Source organism: Arthrobacter sp. efr-133-R2A-120, assembly GCF_030209835.1.
Taxonomy (GTDB): Bacteria; Actinomycetota; Actinomycetes; order Actinomycetales; family Micrococcaceae; genus Arthrobacter.
In genome coordinates, this window is the sequence record NZ_JARVRF010000005.1 from 70,678 (window position 1) to 96,088 (window position 25,411).

A 25,411-nucleotide genomic window follows, 5' to 3' on the forward strand; every position below is an offset into this window, starting at 1 on the left:
GAGCCGCTGCAGCGAGTTTGGAAGCGCTGCAGCGGCTCAGCTACGCCGCAAGGATGATATTTAGCTATCGATATTTCGCTGAGGCAACGGATTTCGTAGAGTTGAGGGATTAATACTGTCAGCGCCTGCTGCTACCTATGTATTAAGTCATTCGCACTAATTCATTCGCGCACTCTCATTAAGGATCCGTGGGCATGCTTGTCACCCTGATACGGCGCTACTCCAAGCCGTATTTGCCGCAGATACTGGCCGTCATCATCTTCCAGTTGGCCTCTACCATTGCCACCCTTTACCTTCCAAGCCTCAACGCAAAAATCATCGATGAAGGGGTATCCCGGGGGGATACCAACTACATCTGGCAAACCGGCGCGCTGATGCTCGCGGTCGCGCTCGGCCAGGTCGTCGCGGCCATCGCTGGGGTCTATTTCGGATCGCGCGTGGCCATGGCCATGGGTCGCGACTTGCGCAGGGATGTCTTCCGCAAGGTCAGCAGCTTCTCGGCCAAGGACGTCAACAGCTTCGGCGCACCCACGTTGATCACCCGTGGCACCAACGACGTCCAGCAAGTCCAGATGCTCATGCTCATGGGCCTGAACTTCATGGTTTCCACGCCCATCATGTGTGTCGGCGGCATCATCATGGCCTTGCGCGAGGACCTCAGCCTCTCGTGGCTTGTCTGGGTCTCGGTGCCCGTCCTCGTGGCCGTGGTTGGTTACCTCGTGGTCCGGCTCATGCCGCTCTTCCGTTCCATGCAGAAGAAGATCGACGCCATCAATGGTGTCCTGCGCGAGCAGATCATCGGCATCCGCGTGGTCCGGGCCTTCGTCCGTGAACCCTACGAGGCCAAGCGCTTCGGTGACGCCAACAAGGACCTCACCCTGGTTTCGGTCAAGATCGGCAACCTGTTTGTCTTGATGTTCCCGGCCATCGGAATGATCCTGCACCTTTCCACGGCGGCAGTGCTGTGGTTCGGCGGCCAAAGGGTGGACGCGGGAAACATGCAGGTGGGTTCCTTGACCGCCTTCCTGCAGTATCTCCTGCAGATCCTCATGGCCGTCATGATGGGTACCTTCATGGCCATGATGATCCCGCGCGCGTCCGTGTGTGCGGACCGCATCGGTGAGGTCCTCGACGTCGAACCCTCCATCCACGATCCGAAGGCGCCCGTAGCGCCCGCGGAAAAGAAGGGGCGCGTCGAATTCCGCGATGTCACCTTCAAATACCCCGGCGCCGAAGCTCCCGTGTTGAGCAACATTTCCTTCACCGCGGAGCCGGGCCAAACGCTCGCCATCATCGGGTCCACCGGCGCAGGCAAGACCACCTTGGTGTCCTTGCTGCCGCGCCTGTACGACGTCGCGTCCGGCGATGTGTTGCTCGACGGCGTTCCGGTCACTAGCCTGGACCGCGACGAGATCACCAGCCGAGTGGCCACCGTTCCGCAGAAGCCGTACTTGTTCTCCGGAACCATCGAACACAACCTGCGCTTCGGCAAGACCGACGCCACGGACCAGGAACTCTGGGATGCGCTGGAAACCGCGCAGGCCAAAGACTTTGTCATGGAAAAGTCCTCCGGCCTCAACCGTCGGGTGGCCCAGGGCGGAACCAACGTCTCCGGTGGCCAGAGGCAGCGTCTCTGCATCGCCAGGGCCTTGGTGACACAGCCCAAGGTCTACCTCTTTGACGACTCCTTCTCGGCCTTGGATGTGGCCACGGACGCCCGCCTTCGCAGGGCGCTGAAGGAAAAGACGCAGGATGCCACGGTCATCATCGTGGCTCAGCGCGTCTCGACCATTGCGGACGCGGACCAGATCCTGGTCCTGGACAACGGCAGAATCGTTGACCGCGGCACCCATGAAGAACTCCTGGAAACGTCACCCACGTACCAGGAAATCGTCGAATCCCAGCTGAGCGCGGAGGAAGTGGCATGAGCGAACAGAATCAGCAAAAGCGCGGCTGGGCCGCGAAAGCCGAAGCAGCGAAGGCTGCGCGCGACGCTGCGGAAACGAAGGATGCCGACGCAGCCGGTGCCGTTACAGCGGTGGACGAGGACGATATCGAGGAAACCGAATACACCCCGGGCGAAGCCGACGGCGGCATGTTCGGCAACCTGCCGGCCAAGAAGGCCAAGGCGTTCGGACCGTCGGCCAAGCGGCTCCTCGGGCTGCTCAAGCCGGAGGCTGCCGGAGTCGTCTTCGTCATCGGCCTCGTGGTGGTCTCGGTCGTTCTGAACGTCATCGCCCCGAAGATCCTCGGCAGCGCCATGGACGTCATCTTCGGCGGCGTCATGGGCAAGCAATTGCCTCCCGGCGTGAGCCAGGCCGCCTTCGCCGAAGGACTCCGCCAAGCCGGCCAGAACAACTTCGCGGACATGGTCTCCAAGATGGAGCTCACCAACGGGATCAACTTCTCCAAGCTCACGTTCCTGATCTCGATCGTGCTCTTGATGTACTTCGTGGCCAACATCTTCCTTTGGGCCCAGGGCTACATCCTGAACAAGATCGTCATGAAAGTCATCAACCGGCTCCGCAACGACGTCCAGGCCAAGCTCAACCGCTTGCCCCTGAACTACTTCGACACCCGCCAGCGCGGAGACATCCTCTCCCGCGTGACCAACGACGTCGACAACGTCCAGCAAGGGCTGCAGCAGGCGTTCGCCCAGCTGGTCAGCTCGGTGCTGACGGTTTTCGGCATCACCATCATGATGTTCATCGTGTCCTGGCAGCTCGCACTCATCGCGCTGGTTGCCTTGCCGCTCTCCGGCGTCCTTGCCGGCGTAATTGGATCGCGCAGCCAGAAACTCTTCGCCGCCCAATGGAAGAACACAGGCTCTCTCAACGGCCAGATCGAGGAATCGTTCTCCGGCCACGAGCTCGTCAAGGTCTTCGGGCGCGACGCGGACATGCTGGAGCGCTTCGACGAACGCAACGAAGCCCTGTACAAGGCCTCGTTCGGGGCACAGTTTGTCTCCGGCATCATCTTCCCGGCCATGAACTTCGTCTCCTACCTCAGCTACGTGGGCATCGCCGTCGTCGGTGGTTTGCGTGTGGCCTCCGGGTCCATGAGCCTTGGCGACGCCACGGCGTTCATCCAGTACTCGCGTGAATTCACCCAGCCGCTCGGCCAGATCGCCGGCATGGCCAACATGCTCCAGTCCGGCGTGGCTTCTGCTGAGCGCGTTTTCGAGTTCTTGGATGCAGACGAGGAAATGCCGGAGAACGCGGCCCGTCACCTGCCCCCGCGCACGGACGGCCACGTCGAGTTCGAGAATGTGTCCTTCAGCTACGTCGCAGACAAGCCGCTCATCGAGAACCTTTCCCTCAGTGCGGAGCCCGGACACACCGTTGCAATTGTTGGACCCACAGGTGCGGGCAAGACCACCTTGGTCAACCTCGTCATGCGGTTCTACGAGCTCAACTCGGGCCGTATCACCCTGGACGGGGTGGACATCAAGGAGCTGAGCCGTTCCGAGCTTCGCTCCAAGGTGGGAATGGTGCTCCAGGACGCTTGGCTTTTCGGCGGTACCATCTACGACAACATCAAGTACGGCAACCTCGACGCCACCGAGGAGCAGATCATGGAGGCGGCCAAGGCAACCTACGTGGATCGTTTCGTACGCGCCTTGCCGGATGGGTACCAGACCATCATCGACGAGGAAGGCAACAACGTCAGCGCGGGGGAGAAACAGCTCATCACCATCGCGCGCGCCTTCGTTTCCGATCCCTCGCTGTTGATCCTGGACGAGGCCACGAGCTCCGTTGACACCCGTACCGAGCTGTTGTTGCAGAAGGCCATGGCTGCCCTCCGCACGGATCGCACGAGCTTTGTCATCGCCCACCGTTTGTCCACCATCCGCGACGCCGACACCATCCTTGTGATGGAAAACGGCAGCATCGTGGAGCAGGGCAGCCACAACCAACTGCTCGCATTGCAGGGTGCGTACTACCGCCTGTACATGTCGCAGTTTGCCGGTGAGGATGCCGAGGAAACCGTTGTGGATGACTCGACGGCGGTGCACAGCTGAGCCGGCGAATTACGGTCCACGTGCCGATGCGTTGGGGAGACATGGACGCGTACGGGCACATCAACAACGTCCAGATCGTGCGCATGCTCGAAGAGGCGCGTATCGCGGCCTTCGGTCCGCCCCGCGGTGCCGGACTCCCCGGAGTGGAACCACCGGTCTCCGTCTTCGACTCTGTTGAAGACGGGGTCATGACCCTTGTGGTGGAGCACAAGGTCCGATACGTCCGGACCTTGGAATACCGGAACATTCCAGCAGTCGTTGAGATCTGGGTCGGCGCCGTGAAGGGTGCAAGTTTTGACCTCCATTACGTCATCAAGGATCCCGTGACCGGCCAGGACTGCGTCAACGCGAGCACCCATCTGGCGTTCGTCGACGAGTCCACGGGCCGTGTCCGCAGGCTCACTCCCGAACAGAAGGAGCAGTTGGAGCCCTACCGGGCCTAGCGAAGCATGGCAGCACGCCCTGGGCATTGCCGGTGGACGTAGAGTTTCCCCATGAAACTCGAGATCGTCGCCGTCGGTGCCCAGGGCGCTGCCGTTGCCGCCGAAGAAGGCGCGGACCGGATTGAACTTTGCAGCGCTTTGGAGCTCGGGGGACTGACCCCGAGCCAAGGCCTGATGGAAGCCGCGCAGGAAGCTGCCAACGGACGGCTGGAGATCCACCCGCTGATCCGCAGCCGGCCGGGAGACTTCCTGTACTCCGACGCCGATGTGGACACCATGGACCGCGAGATCCGGTTCCTGCTAACCCAAGGAGCCCAGGGCGTAGTGATCGGAGTCCTCACGGCAGACGGTGACATCGACATCCAAGCCACGCGAAGGCTCACCGACACAGCACTGGAGGCAAACCCCAACGCCCAACTGACCTTCCACCGGGCCATCGACCAGACCCCGGACCCCGCGGTCGCCGTCGAGCAGCTCGTGGAGCTTGGATTCACCCGGGTGCTTAGCTCCGGCGGCGCCGCCACGGTGGGGGCCGGGATCGCGACCCTCGAGCGCATGGTCCAGCGGGCAGCGGGGCGGCTCGAGGTCATGGCAGGCGGCGGACTCGCCCTGGACGATATCCCGGCCCTGCACTCAGCGGGACTAAGCGCGGTCCACTTGTCAGCCAAGACCACGGTTTCCACGCGGAAGAACCGAGGTGACTCCTTCGGCACACCCGGCGATGCAGACCCGACGGCGTACATGGTCACCAACCGGGACCTGGTGAGGGCTGCCCGCGCTGCGTCCCGCTGACCCAACTGACTAGCATTTGTTGTCGTTTTGGGCGCTGTAAACGACATTAACTGCCAGTTACTTGGGTGGGTCCCTTTACACGGCGGCGACTTGGGTCAAAGATGGGTGAAGTCTTACGATCGAAAATAGCCTCCGGGAGTCACAAAGATGCAAAACCTGAGCTTCTCCACCGTCACCTTGAACATGGCGGAATTGGGTCCCAATAGCCCGCAGCCGGTGGTCATGGCAGAGCTGGACCAGCCGTACAGAATCGGCGACGGCGTCCCGGAGGAACTACAGGCCGCGGCCCGCTACGGCCAGGTGCCGAACATGTTCCCGTACTTGATGCAGGACGGCTACTCCCGCGAGCGGACCGCCCACGACGTGCCCGCCGTCGTGCTGGAGAACAGCAAACTGCGTGCAGTTGTCCTCCCCACCTTGGGCGGCCGGCTCTGGGAGCTCTTCGACAAGGCCTCGGGAAAGCAGCTCCTTCACACCCATGAAACCCTGCAGTTCGCCAACATCGCACTGCGCAAGGCCTGGTTCGCCGGCGGGCTCGAATGGAACATCGGCACCCGCGGGCACTCGCCCACCACGTGCGATCCTCTGCACGCTGCCATCGTCAAGACTCCCGAAGGCCACGATGTGTTGCGCATGTGGGAGTTCGAACGCCTCCGCGAGGTGGTCTTCCAAGTGGACATGTGGCTTCCTGAGGACTCGGACGTCCTCCTCACGGCGGTCCGGATCCGGAACCCGCATGACCACGAGGTCCCCATGTACTGGTGGAGCAATGCCGCTGTTCCCGAGACGGCGGAAACGCGCGTGATCGCGCCCGCCACGGAGGCTTTCGGGAGCGATTACACCACCGATATCGCCCGGGTCCGGCCCACGGAACACCAGGGCATGGACGCTACCTGGCTGGTCAATAGCGCGCACGCCGCGGACTTCTTCTTCGACATCCAGCCCGGGCACCGGCATTGGATCGCCGCAGTAGACCACGACGGCGACGGCCTGGCCATGCTGTCCACCAGCCTCCTGCGCGGGAAGAAGCTGTTCGTGTGGGGCCAGGGCGACGGCGGGAAACGCTGGCAGGAATGGCTCAGTCCCGGAGCCGGCCCCTACGCCGAGATCCAGGCGGGATTGGCGCAAACCCAGTTCGAGCATCTGGCCATGCCTGCTGGCGCCGAGTGGAGTTGGGTGGAGGCCTACGGGAACGCCAAGCTGGATCCCGCAACCTCCCACGGCCAGGATTGGGATGCCGCCGTGACCCACGCCAGCACCCGGCTCGAGGACCTCGTCCCGGACGCCGAGCTCGAGGTCGCCCTCGCCGAAGCCGCGCGGAACTATGCCCTGCCCCCGGACGAGATGCTGGTGCGCGGCAGCGCCTGGGGTGCTTTGGAGAGTGCCCGACGACGACACTCAGGCCGCGCGTGGCTGGACGAAATCGGGACTCCCTTCACGGATGATGCAACCCCTGAAGCGATCGAGGAAACAGGCCCGTGGCACAGCCTGCTGGACGGGGCGAGTTTCCTAGGCGCCGGGAGTTTCGTGGCTGGAGCCGATTGGGAAGAACTGTTGGCAAAGGATGGCGGAGCGGAAGCGCAGTTCCACCTGGCCACGATGAAGCACGCCCGCCAGGACCTCGCCGGTGCGATCGCCGGGTATGGCGCAGCCCTGATTGCCGACGCACTCTCACCACGTTCCAGGGTCCTCGCCCTCCGTGGCCGGGCCCTTGCGCTGCTTGCCACCAACAAGACCGACGAAGGCTTGGCTGAACTTGCCGCAGCGAGCCGGCTGGAACCGTCCAACCTCCCCTTGCTGAGCGAAGCCATGACCCTCAGCATCCGGCACGGAGACCCCGCCCAAGCACTCGCCCTGGCGAACGAGGCACCTGCCGGAATGTCCGACGTCGGACGCGTCCGCTTCCTGACGGCGCTCGCCCTCGCGGGCGTCGGCAGGGGCCCGGAGGCGGCAGCGATGCTGCGGGACGGCGTCGAAATACCGGACATCCGGGAGGGTGAGGACGGGATCGCAGCCTTGTGGCAGGAAGTGTGCCCCGGGGAGCCGGTGCCTGCCAGCTACCGCTTTGGGATGCACTGACTTCCGGGGTACACCGGTGCGGGGCGCATGCGGCAGGAGGAAAGATGTGGGACGCATGTGGCAGAACGTGTGAGGCGGGACGCATGTGGCGGGGGTGCCGACTTTGCTTGGCCAGCATCAAGACAAACCATGTAAGTTGGCATGGTGACTCCCTCCACCAAAACCCCGCTGACCCGTGCCCCCGGTATCTCCAAAGAGATCGAAGATGCGGCGTGGTTCGTGCTGGCCCCGGGGCTGCAAGGCAAGGCCTCGGCGCTCGACGGCAGCACCCGCACTTGGACGGTGGACGCAGCCGGCGAGCTCTTGGAGCGCTTGGAACGCGGCGTCGGAGACTCCAAAGCGCCTATGATGACCAACCTGCGCCAAAACCTGGAAGGGGCCTCGCGCGAGGCCAAGTTGCTCGCCGTCGAACTCCTCTTCCTGCAGTCCCTGCCGCTTGCACACGAGGTCAAGTCGCTCAAGGTCAAGCGCGCCCGCGTTGCCGAAGCCGCCTCCTGGCTCGATCCCGAACTCGAGCTACCCAAGGAGCTATACCAAGGGATGACCGATCACGGCGTCATCCGTGACAGGACCGCGGAGTTCAACTGGACCATCTGGGACCACCTGACCTGGCTGTGCCGATTCGTGGCGCACGTGGATGGCCAATCCAACGCGAGCATCAACAAAGCCCTCAAGGACCCGCTGAAATTCCATGAACTCGCGGCGGCAACCCCTGGGGACCAGCCGGCCATCCGGCGCAGCATCGAATACTTGGCGTGGCCGAGCTACTTCGAGCCCGTGGTCGCCGACGTCGAGCGGCGCGAAATCAGGGACGCCTTCGCCTCGCTCGTTGGCGGTGCCCACGGCGAAACGGAAGCCGACATCACCGCGGATGTCCACCGCATCCGGCTTCACCTGGACGAACAGGCGGGCCAGCGCATCGATTGGTACGATCGCCAGCTCGTCAGCCAGTGGCGCAAAGTGGGAGATCCCGGCCGCCGTGCCTGGCTGCTGCGCACGCACCAGGACTCCGCCGAGCTCCTCGCCGCTTGGCGGGAAGAGGAAAAGGCGACGCTCGACGTCGAACACCTCCGCGAACTCACCGCCGGGGTGACAGCTGGAGTGGTCCAGCATGCCGTGGACGAGGACTACAAGCACCTCGGCTACGTGGAGCGGGAGGACACCAAGACCGCCGTTTTCGCGTTCCTGACCGTGATGAAGCCCGGGGACCTCGCCCTGTTCCAGAACTCCGGAGCCGTCAGGATCGGCGTGGTCCTGGGCGAGCCGGAACACAACGAGGACAACCGCCGGCTCCGCCGCAAGGTGCGTTGGTTCGATGAGACCCACCCGATTGCCGAGGCTCCGCGGCACGTCCAGCGCCAGCTCTCCACGTCGGGGATCGTCGTGGACGTTACCAGGGTCATCCAGTCGCTGCAGTCCCTCCTGCCCGCCGAAGCCGAATCCGACGGCGAGGAAACCGCCGCCCCGGACACCGTCGTCGAACCTGTGATTGAAGGGTTCCGCCCCCTCACGGAAGAGTTCGCGGCGTCCCTCCACATGGAGCTCGAGCCGCTCAAGGAGATTGCCGAACTCCTCGAGGAGAACCGCCAATTGGTGCTCTACGGCCCTCCGGGAACCGGAAAGACCTACCTCGCCAAGCACTTGGCTGCAGAGCTCGCGGGAGACAGCACCGATGAGCGCGTCAAGCTGGTGCAGTTCCACCCGTCCTACGCGTACGAGGACTTCTTCGAGGGGTACCGGCCGGACAAGACCGACGACGGCCAGGTGTCGTTCAAGCTCGTGGCCGGACCGCTGCGTCGGCTCGCGGAAGAAGCCGCGAAACCCGGGAACTCCAACAAGCCGTACTTCCTCATCATCGACGAGATGAACCGGGCAAACCTGGCAAAGGTTTTCGGTGAGTTGTACTTCCTGCTGGAATACCGCGACGACCGCATCTACCTCCAGTACAGCCCCAACGAACCGTTCAGCCTGCCGGACAACCTTTACATCATCGGCACCATGAACACGGCGGACCGCTCTATCGCCATGATGGATGCGGCCATCCGCCGTCGCTTCGCATTCGTGGAGTTGCATCCGAAGGTGGAACCGATCCGCGGTTCGCTCCGGCGGTTCCTCTCGGCCCGCGGCCTGGACACCCTCAACGCGGACCTTCTTGACGCCCTGAACGACTCCATCGACGATTGGGACCGGGACCTGATGATCGGTCCCTCCTACTTCATGAAGAACGCGGCCCAGAACCCCGCCGGGCTGCGCCGGATCTGGAAGTACGAACTCATGCCACTCCTGGAGGAGCACTACCACGGTCAGTTGAACCGGGCCCAGCTGGAGGAGCGCTTCGGTCTGGACCAGTTGTTGGGTCGACTTGCGGTCCGCTAAGACCGCGCCACCGCGGCCAGCCCGCGCCCCGGGCATCGGAAAGCCTGCGGTCCGCGCTTCCACGAAGGCTCCGGCTGTGCGGCACATCGTCATGGACGAGCTCTCCGGTGGCATCGTGGACAAGCTTGATCCGGACACCGCCGCCCTCCTCAATTCGAGCGGGCTCGCGAAGGCCTCGCCCATGGGGATGGGCCTCTACCGCATCGAGCCGGTGGGCAAGGTCGGGTCCGTGCGGACGCCGACGGTCCAGTTCGAGGTACGGCCCAAGGACCGCCTTGGCTTGAACCGGCTCCTCTTCCTCCTCAGCTACGCCGGGGACCAGGGATTCCGCGAGGATTCCGTGGCCGCCGTCGAGCACAAGGACCTGTGGAGCGCCCTCGCCGAGTCCCTCGCCCAGTTGGCGGAGCGGGCACTCAGCCGCGGCCCGCTGCAGGGTTATCTCACCGTGGACGAGTCCCTCCGGACGGTCAAGGGGCGCATCCGCATCTCGGACCAGATTTCGCGCCGCCCCGGGATGCTGGTTCCGCTGGAAGTCTCCTACGACGAATTCACCGAGGACATCGCCGAGAACCGCATTCTGCGTGCCGCCCTTGAGCGGATGGGCAAGGTTCCCGGCGTGCGGCAAAACGTCCTGAGCCGCTTGCGGCAGCTCAAGGGAAAGCTCGACGCCGTCACGCGGCTGCAGTCCGGGGCGCCCCTTCCGCAGTGGCAAGCAAACCGGATGAACCTCCGCTACCATCCTGTCCTCCGCTTGGCCGAGCTCATCCTGCGGAATGCCTCTGCGGAAGCGGGCGAGGGGAAGCAGCAGACCGCCTCGTTTGTCGTGGACATGTCCACTGTGTTTGAGGAATTCGTGGGTGTGGCTTTGCGGGCGGCCATGCGGGCACATCCGGGTGAAATGCGGCTTCAATACGGCGCCACCCTCAACGAAGCTGTGCGGGATTCGGACCGGCTCACCGTGCGCCCCGACGCCGTGCATTTCCTGGGTGGCCGGCCCGTAGTGGTGTACGACTCCAAATACGCGTCGGCCACGGATTCCGGGGCCTCGCTGAACGCGGACCACTATCAACTCCTGGCCTACTGCACCGCGCTGCAAGTTCCCACGGCATGGTTGGTCTACGCAGGCAAGGGCGAGATGAAGCTGCGACGGATCCTCAACACGGATATCGACATTGTGGAGTACCCGCTGGACTTGTCGCGGCCACCGGCGGAGATCCTTGCCGCCGTCACGGACCTGGCCCAGCAGTCCTGGGGAGAAGTGGTGCGCCAGGCCCGACTGTGAGGTGCTGGTTCTAGTTCCGTCCGGGCGGCAGGCGGACTAGCCTGAGAGAGCAAGTCACTGCAGATGGAGGCATCATGCACGGCAAGAAAAAGAAAAAGTCCTGGAAGGACATGACCCCTGGGCAACGGGTAGGCGTGCTTGTGGTGGGTGCGGGACAGATGGCGTTGCTCATCGCGGCACAACGCAGCATTTCCAAGACACCTGCGGCCCAAATCAGGGGAAACAAAGCTGTATGGCGGGCCGCGAGCTTCATCAATTTCTTCGGGCCGCTGAGCTACTTCCTGTTCGGCCGCCGTCGAGGAACTGCGTAAGCTGATTCTCCAAAGCCGAACGGTCCCGCAGTTCGCATTCCCACACGGTGAGAACCTCCCATCCTGAGGCTCTCAGCAGTTCGCGCTGTCCGGCGTCGCGCTCCCGGGTGCGGTTGCGCTTGGCTGCCCAGAAATCTGCGTTGCCCGTCGGCGCGTGCTGACCTGCCTTGCAGTCGTGGAAGTGCCAGAAGCATCCGTTCACGAAAATCACCTTGCGACGGCCGGCAAACACGAGATCCGGGCTGCCGGGCAACTTCCCGCCCGAGGCCCGGCCATGGAGCCGGTACCGGTAACCCTTGGCATGCAGGAGCCGACGGACCAAGAGCTCGGGCTTGGTGTTCTTGCCCCGGATCTTGGACATGTTCAGGCTGCGTTGCTCAGGCGTCAGCAGGTCGCGGCTCTCGCCCATATCCTCAGTCTACGCAGCGCACCCTGCAACGCTCGCTCAGGTATGTGGGCACTTCCTCGGACGCTCGCTCACGTATGGTGCCCAAAACCAAAACGCTCGCTCACATGTCGGAACGTTTGGCGTGACGCTCGCTCACATGATGTGAGCGAGGGTTGGCCTGGGGGCGGCTTGTTTGTGAGCGAGCGTTGGGTGGAAATGGCCCATAGATGAGCGAGGGTCGGTGGGGGTCAGGCCGGGACACGGAACGTGAAGGTTGTTCCTTCGCCGGGGACACTCTCAAGGCCAATGGTCCCGCCGTGGGCGTCGACGATTGCCTTGCAGATGGAAAGTCCCAAGCCGACGCCGTGAATGGCCGTATTGCGCACGTTTCCGGCCCTGAAATACCGGGTGAAGGCATCGGCTTGGTCCTGCTTGTCTATTCCCATGCCGGTGTCTTTGACCTGGCACACCAGCGCGTTTTCCTCCTGCCGCAGCATGACGCGCACGTCGCCGCCGTCGGGGGAGTATTTGATGGCGTTGGAGATGAGGTTGTCCAGCACCTGGGAGATCCGGTTGGCATCCACGTGCGCCTCCAGGCGTTCCGGGGCGTCAACCTGAAGCCGCACCCCGCCGTCGTTCGCTTTCGGCCCGGCCGACGCAACGCTTGACTTGACCAGTTCGGATACGTCCACCGCGTGTGGCTGGACGATCATGCGGCCGGAACGGACCGCCAACAAGTCGGAGACGAGGGAGAGGAGCCGGTCAGCGTTTCGTTGCACAATCTGAAGCTGCTCCACCACCCAGCCCGGGAGGTTTTCGGCCTCCTCCAGCACAAGGTCCACGTACCCTGTGATGGACGTCAGCGGGGTACGGAACTCATGGGAAACGTTCGAGACGAAGTCGTCCTTCGCGGCAAGCGCGTCCACCAGCGCCGTGACGTCGCCGAAAACGACCACTGAACCTAGGTAGTTGCCGTCGCAGTCCTTCATGGACCGCGCGCTGGTGGTGAAGGCACGCTGCTCCCTGCCCGTCCCAACCCAGACGAGGTAGTCCGTGAACTCCTGCCTCAACGCTGCACGACGCATCGGCCGGCGATCCGCGTCCGTCGGGGTCACACGGTCGGCGTCGAAAACCAAGACATCTGGCTCGCCGTGGCGATCGGTGTCCCCGGAATCCTCGAGCACCTGGTTCTCCCGCTGCTTGCGGTTCGCCATCATTTCGCGGCCATCGGCGTCAATGGCGACGACGCCAAGGTGGACGGTTTCAAGAACTGTGTTGAGCAATCGTTCCTTCTCCCGGCTGTCCGCCAAGGCGCGGAGCAGTGCGGCGTCCCTTTCCTCAAGGCGCTTCTGCTGGGCGACCATGCTCTGGGTCATCACGCCGATGGAAACGCCGATGCCGAGCATCATGATGGGCAGCAGCAATCCCCGCAGCAGATCCTGCGGCGTGTGCGTTCCATGGATGAATTGCGGCGTCCAAATCATGGCGAGTGGCCCCAGGAACGAGACAACCAGGGCCGAGCGTAGATACAACCCCGAGGCGCAGAGCCAGATGACGGGAAAGACAGTCAGGAGGCTGATTCCGATGGGGCTGTCTTGTCCCCCCTCACGCCCTAGCCCGATGGACACCATGTCAAGGAGCGGGACGGTCAGGAATGTTGGAAAGGGGAGTCTGTCCCACGGGACTACCTGGCAGAGGACCCACGCTGCAGCTTGGGTAGCCAGGAAGATGACGAAAAGCGGATTGCCGAGGGTTGCGGGGAAGTAGAGGCCAACCAAGACCGCAGTAAGGCACACCGTCACGGTCAGCGGCAATTGGCTGAGTGCAACGCGATCCTTGAGTGAGTACTCATGGAAGGCGTGCTGAAAAAACATCACCCGGCCGCTTTGGGCGTCCCATTCAAACGGACGTTTCATCAGGCCAAAATTCGCATTTGTTCAAGGTCGCGTCGCATGCCAGAAAGGATACCGGCAGCCCGATATACTTCCATTCGTAGCGGGCTGGGAGGGCTGCAAATGACTGAATTACGGGTTGGGCTCGTCATAGAAGACGATCACGACATCCGGGAATTGGTCCGCGTTGTCCTCAGCCAGGCCGGCTTCGAGGTTCATATGGCGACTAGCGGGGCGGCCGGCATCCGGGCAGCTCGTGATCTAAACCCACATGTCATCACCTTGGACTTGGGCTTGCCGGATATTGATGGCTTCGAGGTGGCACGCCAGGTCCGGAACTTTTCCGATGCATATATCGTCATGTTGACGGCCAAGGCCGACGAGCTGGATACCCTCCTCGGCTTGGAATCCGGCGCCGATGACTATTTGACCAAGCCGTTCCGGCCCCGCGAGCTTCGCGCCAGGGTGGCCGCCATGATGCGTCGCCCGCGCTCAAGGCCAGCGACAGGGTATGTGGCTTCGTCTTCCCAACGGACCTTCCGGCACAACGGGCTGGTATTCAGTTACGCGACGCGGACCGTTTCCATCGACGGCCAGGACGTACGGCTGACCCCCACGGAGTTCGATCTGCTGCACTGTTTGCTTGAGGCCGGCCGCACCGTCTTGAGCAAAGCGGACCTTGTGCGCCGCCTCCGGAACGAACCCTACGACGTCGGGACCTACACGAGCGACGCCGACGAACGGTCCGTCGAGGTCCACATCGGCAATCTTCGCCGCAAGCTCGGCGACGACGCGCAGAACCCGCGCTGGCTGCAAACAGTGCGCGGCGTCGGCTATCGGCTGGCCCCGGCAAAAACATGAATTTCTCGCGTGGCGGGCCTGGGTCACGGTCTCCGGGTCACGCCCCAAAGTACGGACTGAGGTCTGTGGCGGACATTTGCTCACATGATGTGAGCGAGCGTCCGGCCAAAAGTCGCTTTATGTGAGCGAGCGTCCGGCCAAAAGTCGCTTTATGTGAGCGAGCGTCTGGGGTTTGGGTCAGCGGCCGACCACCACCGTCCGCGGCGCTTGGAAGGACAGCAGGCGGAGCCACTCGGGGTTCGGCTCTGCCAAACGGATGCCTTGCAGCGCTGCCGCAGTTTCCTGCACGACGACGGCGGCCTCCAGCTCCGCGAGCTTCGCACCAAGGCAACGATGAATCCCTGAGCCGAACGCCAGCCCGTAGGCCGTAGGACCCTGCCCGGATGACTCGTGGTTGCCCGTGAGTTCTAAGAGGATTTCGGCGCCCGCCGGGATGCGCTCGCCGTCGAGCACGGTGTCCTGGGCGGCAATGCGGCGCCAGGTGGGGACCGAAGACTCAGTCGCGAGGACGTGCCGGATGAGATCCCGGGCCGTGGTGCCGGAGGCAGCGTCCTTCCAGGCAAAGCCTACTGATCCCTCGGCGAGCCGGAAGAACGCCGTGCTGATGAGCTGGGTGGTGGTTTCCTGCCCCGCGATGAGCAGGAAGTAGCCGAGGGAACAGATCTCGGGAGTGCTGAGACCGTGTTCCGCCAAGGACCTGAAGAGATTCCGCCCGGGCGAGGCCACGGCTTCGAGGACGAGTTCCCGCAGCCAGCCGTAGAACTCGGCCGCGCTGTGGGCTAGTTCCAATTGCCGCTCGGGATCCGGCCAGCCCCAGAAGAGCTCGAGGGAGTCCAGGCTCCAGGCTTTGAGCTCCGGAAGGTCGCGCACCGGAAGCCCCAGAAGCTCCAACATCACGACCGCCGGCGGGTAAGCGGCGACGGCCTGCACGAGGTCCACCTGCCCGACTGTTTCCAGCAGCCCAACAGCAGCGGCAGCAGCATCCCGTGCGATCCCGCGGATCCGCGGCTCAAAGGCCCCTACCGTGGCAGGCGTGAAGTACCCGGCCACCACCTTCCGGATGCCCGCATGGGAAGCCGTATCGTTGCTGGCCAGCACCGGCGGCAGCGCGAAGCGCGCCCGCTGCAGCACGCGCAAGGACTGTCCGGACAACGGCGTCACGGCGATCAGCGCATTCGCCGGACTGAAGTTCTCCGGCCGGTGCAGCACCTCCCGCACAGCCGCAGGCTCCCGCAGCACAATATATGGGCACGTCTGGGCGCTGGCAAAAGCCGCGTTCATGACCAGGCCCCGTCCAAGCAGTCCAAGCCGTCCAAGCAGTCCAGACCGCTCAACCAGTGCACACTCGCCGCCCTGAACATCACCGGTGGGAGATCCGCGGCGCGCTCAGGCAACACCCCAAGGAGCGGCCGCAATGCACCGAGGGTCGCCCGATTGCCGTGTTCCAGTACGCCCGGGTTGTCCGGCCAGGTTCCCAGGACCACGCCATGGATGGCCAGGTCCCGGCGTTCCAAGGCCTCGAGCGTCAGCGCCGTGTGGTTCAGGGTTCCCAACGCGGGGCGGGCAACCACTACAAAACTCGCGTCGTTCCCAAGGTGACTGCCCAGATCTGCCAGCGTTCCGCCGTCGGGGGCCAACTCCACGAGGAGGCCGCCGGAACCCTCCACAAGGACATGGTCATGCGTGCTGGCCAGTTCGCGGACGCGCGCTGCATGCGCCGACAGCGGCGGCAACGTGACTCCGTCCAGCGCCGCTGCGGGCACAGGGGCGAGGGGTTCTCGGAGCACGACGCCGGCCTCGGACGTGAGCGGTCCGGCCAAGCGCGTGATTTCGGCACAGTCGGAGTCGCCCGCCCCGGCGCCGCTCTGGCACGGTTTGTACACGGCCACCGAGCGGCCGTCCGCTTGCAGTGCGGACGCAAGCGCCGCCGTCGTGACGGTCTTGCCGACGCTGGTGTCCGTTCCGGTGACCAGCACGATGTGTGGCAGTTTCATGGCGTTACCTCCAGGATGCGTCGCAACGTTGCGCACGCGTAGTCGATGTCATCGGGCGTGAGGGTGGCGCGGGCCGTCAGCCGGAGGCGCGAGACGCCGTCGGGAACCGATGGCGGCCGGAAGCAGCCGACGCGGACACCCGCCACATATGCCGCCTGGCTCGCCGCAAGCGCGGCAGCGGCAGAAGGCATGGGAACGGACTGCACGGCACCGGCTGTTTGAAACGGCGCGCCAACGGCCCCGACGGCGGCGCCCCGCCGCTGTAGTGTTGGCGCGGGTAGCGCAGGCGCCAGTCCCGCCGTGAGGCAGGCAGCGTTCCGATGGATAGCCGCGACGCGCCACGGTTCCGTCCGGATGATCCCGACGGCGGCCAGCGCGGCAGCAGCCGACGACGGCGCGAGCCCGGTGTCGAAGATGAAGCTGCGGGCCCGGTTGACGAGGTGTTCGCGGAGCAGGGCACTGCCAAGGACGGCACCGCCTTGGCTCCCGAGCGACTTGGAAAGCGTCACGGTCAACACCACGTTGGGGTGGCCCGAGAGCTCCGTTCCAGCCACCGCGCCGTGTCCCTCGAACGCACCCTGGCCTGCCACGCCGAGGCTGTGGGCTTCGTCCACGAGGAGCATCGCGTCGTGCTCTTCGGCCAGTGCCAGCAGCCGGGGGAGCGGGGCGGCGTCGCCGAAGACGCTGTAGATGGACTCCACCGCGATCAGGGCCCGAGGTTCCGTGCGCCTGCGCAAGTGGTGCTCGGTTGCGCCGAGATCGTTGTGCGGGACCGTTTCCACCCTCGAACGGCTCAAGCGGAAACCGTCAATCAATGAGGCGTGGCAATGTTCGTCGGCCACAATGAGTGTTCCGGGGCCGCCGAGCGCGGTGGTGACGCCCAGATTCGCCAAGTACCCGGAGGAGAAGACCAGCGCCGATTCCATGCCTGTGAGGCTCGCGAGCTCGGACTCGAGCTCCAGGTGGAGCGCCGTGGTACCGGCAACCAGCCGCGAGGACGTGGCACCGGTTCCCCAACGGCCGATCGCCTCCCGGGCAGCCTCTGCCAGCCTCGGGTCCGTCGCGAGGCCAAGATAGTCGTTGCTCGCCAGATCCACCCCGGAGTCCCCGCCGAGGCGCGTCATGGGCGTGCGGACGAGGCCCCGGCGCTCGCGGACCTCGGCTTGCTGTTCCAACCACGCGGTCATGGACCTGCTCATGGGCCGTGCACCTCGGCCACGGCCGCCACCATGCCTTCGGCCATCCGCCGGACCGCCTCGGCGGTACTGATGTATGGCGGCATCGCGTAAACAAGGTTCCGGAACGGCCGTAGCCAGACTCCGTGCCCGACGGCGGCACTCGTCACTGCGGCGACGTCGACTTCCGTGTTCAACTCGATGACGCCGACGGCGGCGATCGTGCGGACCTCCTTGACGGCGTCGAGCGCGCTGGCGGCACCGAGGCCGGCCGCCAGGCCCGAGCCGATCCGGGCCACATCGCGGCGCCAGGTGCCGTCGTCGAGGATTCCCAGGCTCGCGTTGGCCACTGAACACGCGAGCGGATTGCCCATGAACGTCGGGCCGTGCAGTAAGGCACCCGCAGCGCCGCTCGAGACCCGGGCCGCCACCTCGCCCGTGCAGAGCATCGCGGCGAGCGTGAGGTAACCGCCCGTGAGGGCTTTGCCGACGCACATGATGTCCGGAACCACCCCGGCATGCCCCGCGGCGAACAGCTCGCCCGTGCGGCCGAAACCAGTGGCGATCTCGTCGAGGATCAGGAGGATCCCGTGCCGATCGGCGATGTCGCGGAGGATGCGCAGGCATTCGGCGGCGTAGACGAACATGCCGCCGGCGCCTTGAAGCACGGGTTCCACGATGATCGCGGCCAATTCGTTGGCGTGCTCTTGGGCGAGAGCTTCGGCTTGCGCCTGCCATTCCGCGATTTCCTCGGGTGGCGCGCCCGCGGCGGGCGGCCGCTGGGCGAACACATTGGCGGCGAGCAACCCGGGGAACGCCGAATGCATGCCGTCCACGGGGTCGCAGACTCCCATCGCCGCGAAGGTGTCGCCGTGGTAACCGCCGCGGATGCTGAGGAAGCGTTGCCTCTTGGGGAATCCCGAAGCGGTCTGGAACTGCACCGCGAGCTTGAGCGCCACCTCAACGGACACCGATCCCGAATCTGCCAGGAAAACCCGCTCCAACCGCGGCCGATCAGTCGCGGAAGGCGCCATGGCAACCAGCCGTTCGGCCAGTTCCACGGCAGGTTCATGGGTGAGGCCGCCGAACATCACATGGCTGAATGTGTCTAGTTGGCGCTTCGCCGCGGCATCCAGGACGGGATTCCGGTACCCGTGGATGACCGACCACCAGGAGGACATGGCATCGAGCACCTCATGCTGACCGCCGGTTTCGTCGCGGAGCCGCAGCGTCACGCCGTCGGCGTCTTCGACTTCCCACAATGGCAGCGTCCCCGACGCCGGAGCATACGGATGCCAGAGGCTCGCCCTATCTCGCTGGATGACGTCTCGCTGGATGACGCTCATGGCGTGACCCGGCCGTGGCGCGAGCATTCAGCGGTCCAACCGAGCGGCGTGACCTGGACTTTCATGCGGCGCCGGCATTGGGCGCAATAGCGGGGAGGCTCCATCGCGAGGCGCTGCTGGCACCCCAGGTGAGCGTCCGACGTCGGGCGCTCGCCTTGCGCTACAGGGGCGCCTTGCGCGGCGGGACCGCCGCAGTGCCCGCAGAAGCTCGGTGTGTCGGTGTTTGGAACAGTGGCGTTCACAGCGACTTCTGGAGTTCCTTGATGGGCATGTTCAGCTCGACGAGGAGGTTGAGGTCGGCGTCGGCGGGTCGGCCGAGTGTGGTGAGGTAGTTGCCGACGATCACGGCGTTGATGCCGCCCATGAGGCCTTCGCGCGTGCCGAGGTCGCCCAAGGTCAGTTCCCGTCCGCCGGCGTAACGAAGGACGGTCCTCGGCATGGCGAGGCGGAACGCCGCGATCGCGCGGAGGGCGTCTTTGCCGTCCATGATTCCCTGGTTTTCGAGGGGCGTCCCGGGGCGCGGATTGAGGAAGTTCAGTGGGACTTCGTGGGGTTCGAGGGCTGCGAGCTGGCTCGCGAGTTCGGCGCGCTGGGCGTTGGTCTCGCCCATGCCGATCAGGGCTCCGCAGCAAAGTTCCATGCCGGCTGCCTTGACCATGTTGCAGGTCTCGAGGCGTTCCTCGTAGGTGTGGGTGGTGACCACTTCGGGGAAATAGCTGCGCGCGGTTTCGAGGTTGTGGTTGTAGCGGTGGACGCCCCATTCGGCGAGCTGGTCCACTTGGCGCTGGGTGAGCATGCCCAGTGAACAGGCGATGTTGATGTCCACTTCCGCGTTGATCCGGTCGATCGCGAACTTGATCTGGTTCATGAGCTTGATATCCGGGCCTCGGACGGCTGCGACGATGCAGAACTCCGTGGCCCCGGTGGCAGCGGTTTCCTTGGCGGCCTTCACGAGCTCGGGGATGTCGAGCCAGACGCCGCGGACCGGACTGTCAAACAGGCCCGATTGGCTGCAGAAGTGGCAGTCTTCCGGACATCCTCCGGTCTTGATCGAGATGATTCCCTCAACTTCCACGTCCTCGCCGCAATGCTCCAAGCGGACTTCGTGGGCTAGCTGAAGGGCTTCGGGAATGGCCTCGTCCGGGAGCTCCAGGATCTCGAGCAGTTGGGATTCGCTGAGGCCTTCGCCTTTCGCGAGGACTTGCTCGCGGGCTGTTTCCAGAATCGGAAACGCGGATGTACGCCTTGGGTTTGGCTGGGTGGTCATGATGCTCCTCGGCCGTTACTTGCGGGGGATGGTGCGTTCCTTCATGACGGTAGTGGGACTGTGGGGCGGCGATTTTGTTGGACGTCCACAAACCCGGGGCTGCAATCTTGGCGGCCGACTCGCTGGATAAGTTACAGCGCGGAAACATCGTGGTGACTCCGTGGTTCCATCCCGTCGATAGCGTCAAGGCCATGTTCAGAGGGGAAACATGTCCAGACGAAGAAAGTTGCGGGGATGACTGACGATTCGAAGACAACGCAAGTGCTTGAACCCCCGATGGCGGGTGGCTCCCCGGTGGGGGTCGCCGTCGTCGAACCTTCCGAGGCGCTAGGCTCGGGGAGCCGCGCGGCGGGCAATACCGATGCGATGAGCGCGGCGAAGGAGAGCCTGGAGGACTACACCCTCAGGTTCGCGCCACGGTCCTACCGGAAGTGGGGTGCGGGCGTCGTGGCGACGAGTGCGCTCGGTGGGATCGCCTATTTGGCTGATTTCTCGATCGGCGCGAACATCGGTATTTCGTACGGCACCGTGAACGCTATTTTGGGAATTGTGGTGGCGGCGGTGGTTATTTTCGCCACGGGATTTCCCTTGGCCTACTACGCCGCCCGGTACAACATTGACCTCGACCTCATCACGAGGGGCTCCGGATTCGGCTATTACGGCTCGGTGGTCACCAACGTTATTTTCGCGACGTTCACGTTCATCTTCTTCGCGCTCGAGGGTTCCATCATGGCGCAAGGCCTGGAACTTGGCTTGGGCATCCCGCAATGGCTCGGTTACGCGGCGTCCACGCTTATTGTCATTCCCTTGGTGATTTACGGGATGAAAGCCTTGTCCAAATTGCAGGTGTGGACCACTCCGTTGTGGCTGCTGCTCATGGTGGTCCCGGTGGGGTATTTGGTGATTTCGCACCCGGAGAGCATCGGGGACTTCTTCGCGTATACCGGCAAATCCGGCGCTGAAGGCACCAGCCTGGCCTCCGTGATGCTGGCCGCGGGTGTTTGCCTGTCACTCATGGCACAGATCGCGGAACAGATTGATTACCTGCGCTTCATGCCACCCAAGACCGCCGAAAACCGCGGTGCCTGGTGGCGTGCCGTGATCCTGGCCGGTCCGGGCTGGGTGATCTTCGGCGCGATCAAGCAGATCGTGGGCATGTTCATTGCCATCTACCTGATTGCGACCCTGGATCCAGCCGAGTCCGTCCACGCAAACGAGCCCGTGCACCAATTCCTTGGCGTGTACCAGGAAATGATGCCGGCCTGGCTGGCGATGACCTTGGCCGTGGTTCTCGTGGTCATTTCCCAGATCAAGATCAACGTGACCAACGCCTACTCGGGCTCGCTCGCGTGGACCAACAGCTTCACGCGTATCACCAAGAGCTACCCGGGCCGGATGGTGTTTGTGGTGGTCAACCTGGTGATTGCGCTGGTGCTGATGGAAGCCAACATGTTCGAATTCCTGAACACCATTCTTGGTTTCTACGCGAATTGCGCCATGGCATGGGTTGTCACCGTCGCGTCCGATATCGCCATCAACAAATACTTGCTCAAGATTTCGCCCAAGGTTCCCGAGTTCCGCCGCGGCATGCTTTACGCCGTCAACCCGGTGGGCTTTATCTCGATGCTGGTTTCGGCCGTCGTCTCGATCGCCGTGTTCTTCGGCGCTTTCGGCTCCGCTGTCCAGCCATACTCGCCGATCTTCGCTGTTGGGCTGGCGCTTGTGCTGACGCCCGCTCTGGCCGTGTTGACCCGCGGGAAGTACTACCTGCGCCGCTCCGACGACGGAATCGATCTACCGATGTTCGACGCCGACGGCAACCCGAGCGACGCCAAGCTTTTGTGCCACGTGACGGGCCTGGAGTTCGAGCGTCCGGACATGGTCCGCTCGGCCCAGGACGGGCCCGACGGCGAGCCGCAGTTCATCTCGTCGCTCGCTTTGTCGACGGATAAGTCGGGGGAGTTGGTCCTGCCGGCTCAAAATTAGGCGGGAGTTCGACAGGTTCCATAGGCCTCGACGACGGATGGGCGGCCTGGCCGCGGTCCCGTCGTCGGGGCCTTTGGCTTGTCTTTGTTGTGTCTGTTGCGCCGCGCTGTGAAGCGATGTCGTGTAACGAGCCGGAGCCTGTGGATAACTTTCCCGACACGATGGGCAATTAAGCTACCCTTTTTGGAAACGTTTAGTCTTGAAAACTATTTGGGGATAGCAAACCATGACTCCACGCACCTCGATTTCCGCTCGCTCTTTCATCATTGGCAGCCTCGCAACGGCGTTGACGCTGACCGCTTGCGGGAACAACACCCAGCCGCAGTCTGCGTCACCTACGGTTTCCGCTTCAGCTAGTGCCACGGCTACGCCCACGCCCACCCCGACGGCTGCCTACAAACCCGCGGATGCCAAGGGGAAAGCGGAGAACGTGCCCATTCCGGTGCTGCCGGAGGCCGCGAAGGCGAACAGCAAGGAAGGCGTAGAGGCGTTTGCAAGGTACTGGTTCCAAGCGCTTTCATACGCTTATGAGACTGGGGACGTCAGGGTTCTCAAACAGACCACCGGTCCCAACTGCGTTCTTTGCACCGCCTTGCAGGAAGCCATAACCGTTGCTTGGACAGACGGTAAGTGGATCGTCGGCGGCCGCATTGAGACGCCCGTGGTGGTCGGAAAATACCGCGATGGAGGAGGGTCTCCCCAAACGACCGTCCAGGCAATTCAGCAGCTAATCGAGATTCGCAGAGCAGATGGAACCCTTTACCAAGACCCCACCAAAGCTTCCAATAGAGGAATGCAACTTGTGGCCACGTTCAGTGCGAATGGCTGGACAGTGATTGACCTCGGATTGATTTACTAGCGATGCGACCGGTCAGGTCCCTGTCGGCTGGATCTCTGGTTCTCTCGTTCTTGGTTGCGATCCCCGGTACGGCGGACGCGAAAGGCACAGAGTCACCAGTCATCATTGGCTTGGAGGAAAACGGTGTAAACGTTGGATCCTCGAAATGGATCCGTGACCCTCAATCGGGCGAATTTGTCCCCGCCCCACCAAACTTCGTCAGCGACGACCCCAACCAATACAAGGCAGACCTCCAATGCCAGGTTGATCAGGATTCGCTGGCGAAGAAGTGCCTACCTGGTCAGTTGCAATGTCCGCCTCGTGAGGCTGGCGGAAAACCAGGCACGGCGGTCATTTGGAAAGTCGCTCCGAAGTCGGTTTCGAACCCGGTGTGGACTGACTGGACTCCCAACGGAAGTGGCCCGTCGTGCCTCTACGACGAAAAGCCAGAGGATCTCTTGCCGAAAATTGCTGCAAGGATTGAGAGCGACTTCCGCAACCTTCCGATCAAACCGGCGGAGCTGAGGGCCCAGCCAAGCCCGCACACGCTCAAGGGCGCTGAAACAAACATCTTCGCGGACGCCGTTGAGCAGCAATTCGATGTGACGATCCTTGGCCAGCGAGTCCACATAGTCGCAACTCCAGTCGAGTACACCTATGCGTATGGGGACGGCAACAGTCTCGGGCCAACCCCCTTTGCTGGCGGGCCGATCCCAGAGGAACAATGGGCCAAAAGACGAGAACGAGCCATGTGTATCAACAGACCGGTGACTTTCAGTTGTCCGTGACCACCACCTTCCGCGGCACTTACTCCGTGAACGGTGGTCCGAACATGCCGATTCCCGGCACGGGACAGTTTGCGTCGCCGTCACAGAAGGTGAGCGTGTGGAGGTCGATCACGCGCAACTACGCCGACAACTGCATCGTGAATCCGCGGGGCGAGGGCTGCCCGGGCCTCCCCTAAAATGAAGCGCCTACGTCCGAAGTTCCCTGTCGATCCTGTCCATTCGTGCCCGCACCAGCTGGAACCGTGAATCGTCGGGAGCCATGAGACTCGCCAAGGTCATCGCGGCTTTGGAATCGTCCGAGCCCATGTCCGTGGAACACCAACGGCTGATCAGTTCCGGATCACCGCTTGCCCGAACCGACGCGGCGACAGCCTGGTCCAGCTCGTCGCGCATCAGCTCTATGGCCAGGGTTACCGAACGGTTCAGGATGCGCCCTGAATACGCGGCCACGGCATCGTGCACCCGTCCGGCCCGCAAATGCTCGGCGACTAGTCCGGCGTCGGTCACTACTGTCACGCCCGGAGCAAAACGGTACGGATTCGCCTCCACCACATTTCCGAGCAACGCACGGATCCGGTGCATCTCCGTCCGGATGGCCGTGGCGGCACCATCTTCGCCATGCAGTTGATACGCGAGCTCATCGGCGCTCCACCCCTGTGTCCTGGAGGCAAGCAACGCGAGGATCTCCGCCCGGCGCAGCGTCACTGGAAGCGGGCCGCCGCCGTCGAGCTCTGCCGTCGGCTTGTCGCCGAGCAGTCCCAAAAATAGCGTCGAAACTATGCCGGGACGAAAGTGCCCGACGGCGGCGCGCAGACTCGGGTCCGCCGTCGCGCCTTCCGACCGTAGGAGTTCCTCCGCGAGCCGGACGCCGCAACGCACCATCCGCAGGCTATCCGGCGTCACCGAATCGATGGGACCCGACACATCCAGGATCCCGACAATGTCCCCGGTGAAGGGGTCGCGGATGGGCGCTGCGGTGCATGCCCAATCGTGGTGGGTCCGGACGAGGTGCTCGGCGGAGAAGAGCTGGGCGGCGTTCCCCGAGATGAGGGCCTCGCTGATGGCGTTGGTGCCGACTCCAGCCTCGGACCAATCGGCACCCTCCACGAATTCGAGGGAGTCGGCCTGCCGCAGCGCGGAACCGCTGCCGATTCTCCAGAGCACCTCGCCATAGTGGTCGGTGACGATCAGCAGGTGGCGGCCCGCGGCGGACTCATCGGCAAGCAACTGCGAGAGCGCCGGAACCACGCTGGCCAGGCGGTGTCCTTTCCCGAGGGAACGGGCTTCGGCGACTTCATGACGGTGGGCCGGGCTGTGCCGATCGGGGTTGATGCCAAGCGCGATGGACCGCTGCCAGGACTCCACGAGGGACGTTGGCAATAACGGATGAGGGGCGCCGGACAAGGCAGCCTCGTGGGCGATGCGGAGCGTCTTGGCGTATTCCAACGGCGAAGAGAAGCGCAGTCCCGGATCCGGGATCAGCGCGCTCGGGCCGTGACGCATGCGCAAACTCCCAACTCGCCATTGAATCGCTGGATCGACGGCCCAAACCCGCGTGGGAACAAGGAGAGG

At 63.8% G+C, this 25,411-nt stretch carries 21 protein-coding genes; 12 read left to right on the top strand and 9 right to left on the bottom strand.

The window, feature by feature from the left end; all coding sequences use genetic code 11:
• The first annotated feature begins 194 nt into the window (after positions 1-194).
• The 8 genes from QRN52_RS03895 (at position 195) to QRN52_RS03930 (ending at position 11,304) form a co-directional block, all read left to right on the top strand.
• Positions 195-1,928 carry an ABC transporter ATP-binding protein gene (locus QRN52_RS03895; RefSeq protein WP_284751458.1) on the top strand — a complete coding sequence of 578 codons (1,734 nt, stop codon included), beginning with the start codon at positions 195-197 and terminating at the stop codon, positions 1,926-1,928.
• The gene (locus QRN52_RS03900; protein WP_284751459.1) at positions 1,925-4,021 is read left to right on the top strand and encodes an ABC transporter ATP-binding protein; all 2,097 of its coding nucleotides are present in this window, start codon (positions 1,925-1,927) and stop codon (positions 4,019-4,021) included. The genes QRN52_RS03895 and QRN52_RS03900 overlap by 4 nt, the downstream gene beginning before the upstream one ends.
• A gap of 26 nt (positions 4,022-4,047) precedes the next feature.
• Positions 4,048-4,464, top strand: coding sequence for an acyl-CoA thioesterase (locus tag QRN52_RS03905; protein WP_284751504.1), 417 nt, complete (start codon positions 4,048-4,050; stop codon positions 4,462-4,464).
• Positions 4,465-4,515: 51 nt separating this feature from the next.
• Positions 4,516-5,256 (top strand): copper homeostasis protein CutC, encoded by a 741-nt coding sequence (locus QRN52_RS03910; RefSeq protein ID WP_284751460.1) that lies wholly within the window; start codon positions 4,516-4,518, stop codon positions 5,254-5,256.
• A 147-nt stretch (positions 5,257-5,403) separates the two neighbouring features.
• Positions 5,404-7,335 (top strand): DUF5107 domain-containing protein, encoded by a 1,932-nt coding sequence (locus QRN52_RS03915; RefSeq protein WP_284751461.1) that lies wholly within the window; start codon positions 5,404-5,406, stop codon positions 7,333-7,335.
• 141 nt (positions 7,336-7,476) lie between these two features.
• Positions 7,477-9,711: an McrB family protein gene (locus QRN52_RS03920; RefSeq protein ID WP_284751462.1), complete on the top strand. Its 2,235-nt coding sequence runs from the start codon at positions 7,477-7,479 to the stop codon at positions 9,709-9,711.
• A 91-nt stretch (positions 9,712-9,802) separates the two neighbouring features.
• Complete coding sequence (locus tag QRN52_RS03925) at positions 9,803-10,993, top strand: 5-methylcytosine restriction system specificity protein McrC (RefSeq protein ID WP_284751505.1); 1,191 nt, start codon at positions 9,803-9,805, stop codon at positions 10,991-10,993.
• A 74-nt stretch (positions 10,994-11,067) separates the two neighbouring features.
• Complete coding sequence (locus QRN52_RS03930) at positions 11,068-11,304, top strand: PLDc N-terminal domain-containing protein (protein WP_284751463.1); 237 nt, start codon at positions 11,068-11,070, stop codon at positions 11,302-11,304.
• On the opposite strand, the gene QRN52_RS03935 is transcribed toward QRN52_RS03930, so the two are convergent.
• Positions 11,246-11,713: a very short patch repair endonuclease gene (locus QRN52_RS03935; protein WP_284751464.1), complete on the bottom strand. Its 468-nt coding sequence runs from the start codon at positions 11,711-11,713 to the stop codon at positions 11,246-11,248. The genes QRN52_RS03930 and QRN52_RS03935 overlap by 59 nt on opposite strands.
• A 227-nt stretch (positions 11,714-11,940) precedes the next feature.
• On the bottom strand, positions 11,941-13,608 hold the full coding sequence (locus QRN52_RS03940) for a sensor histidine kinase (RefSeq protein WP_284751465.1): 1,668 nt from the start codon (positions 13,606-13,608) through the stop codon (positions 11,941-11,943).
• Positions 13,609-13,707: 99 nt separating this feature from the next.
• On the opposite strand from QRN52_RS03940, the gene QRN52_RS03945 reads away from it, so the two are divergent.
• Entirely contained in the window at positions 13,708-14,445 is a 738-nt protein-coding gene (locus QRN52_RS03945; RefSeq protein WP_284751466.1) for a response regulator transcription factor, read from the top strand.
• A gap of 177 nt (positions 14,446-14,622) precedes the next feature.
• Here QRN52_RS03945 and QRN52_RS03950 read toward each other — a convergent pair whose 3' ends face one another.
• The 6 genes from QRN52_RS03950 to bioB form a co-directional block, all read right to left on the bottom strand.
• Positions 14,623-15,726 carry a cytochrome P450 gene (locus QRN52_RS03950; RefSeq protein ID WP_284751467.1) on the bottom strand — a complete coding sequence of 368 codons (1,104 nt, stop codon included), beginning with the start codon at positions 15,724-15,726 and terminating at the stop codon, positions 14,623-14,625.
• The gene (gene bioD, locus QRN52_RS03955; protein WP_284751468.1) at positions 15,723-16,439 is read right to left on the bottom strand and encodes a dethiobiotin synthase; all 717 of its coding nucleotides are present in this window, start codon (positions 16,437-16,439) and stop codon (positions 15,723-15,725) included. Before bioD ends, QRN52_RS03950 begins: the two co-directional genes overlap by 4 nt.
• Entirely contained in the window at positions 16,436-17,626 is a 1,191-nt protein-coding gene (locus QRN52_RS03960; protein ID WP_502869687.1) for an 8-amino-7-oxononanoate synthase, read from the bottom strand. Before QRN52_RS03960 ends, bioD begins: the two co-directional genes overlap by 4 nt.
• An 8-nt stretch (positions 17,627-17,634) precedes the next feature.
• Positions 17,635-18,960 carry an adenosylmethionine--8-amino-7-oxononanoate transaminase gene (locus QRN52_RS03965; RefSeq protein ID WP_284751470.1) on the bottom strand — a complete coding sequence of 442 codons (1,326 nt, stop codon included), beginning with the start codon at positions 18,958-18,960 and terminating at the stop codon, positions 17,635-17,637.
• Positions 18,957-19,064: a biotin synthase auxiliary protein BsaP gene (gene bsaP, locus QRN52_RS23995; RefSeq protein ID WP_459340779.1), complete on the bottom strand. Its 108-nt coding sequence runs from the start codon at positions 19,062-19,064 to the stop codon at positions 18,957-18,959. Before bsaP ends, QRN52_RS03965 begins: the two co-directional genes overlap by 4 nt.
• A 134-nt stretch (positions 19,065-19,198) precedes the next feature.
• Positions 19,199-20,227, bottom strand: a complete 1,029-nt coding sequence (gene bioB / locus QRN52_RS03970) for a biotin synthase BioB (RefSeq protein ID WP_284751471.1) — start codon at positions 20,225-20,227, stop codon at positions 19,199-19,201.
• A gap of 234 nt (positions 20,228-20,461) precedes the next feature.
• Between bioB and QRN52_RS03975 the strand changes: the two genes are divergently transcribed.
• The 3 genes from QRN52_RS03975 (at position 20,462) to QRN52_RS03985 (ending at position 23,839) form a co-directional block, all read left to right on the top strand.
• The gene (locus tag QRN52_RS03975) at positions 20,462-22,213 is read left to right on the top strand and encodes a purine-cytosine permease family protein (protein ID WP_284751472.1); all 1,752 of its coding nucleotides are present in this window, start codon (positions 20,462-20,464) and stop codon (positions 22,211-22,213) included.
• 226 nt (positions 22,214-22,439) lie between these two features.
• Positions 22,440-23,072 carry a DUF6318 family protein gene (locus tag QRN52_RS03980; RefSeq protein ID WP_284751473.1) on the top strand — a complete coding sequence of 211 codons (633 nt, stop codon included), beginning with the start codon at positions 22,440-22,442 and terminating at the stop codon, positions 23,070-23,072.
• Between the two features lie 50 nt (positions 23,073-23,122).
• Positions 23,123-23,839 (top strand): hypothetical protein, encoded by a 717-nt coding sequence (locus tag QRN52_RS03985; protein ID WP_284751474.1) that lies wholly within the window; start codon positions 23,123-23,125, stop codon positions 23,837-23,839.
• 186 nt (positions 23,840-24,025) lie between these two features.
• Here QRN52_RS03985 and QRN52_RS03990 read toward each other — a convergent pair whose 3' ends face one another.
• Positions 24,026-25,342: a GAF domain-containing protein gene (locus QRN52_RS03990; protein WP_284751475.1), complete on the bottom strand. Its 1,317-nt coding sequence runs from the start codon at positions 25,340-25,342 to the stop codon at positions 24,026-24,028.
• Between the last annotated feature and the right edge of the window lie 69 nt (positions 25,343-25,411).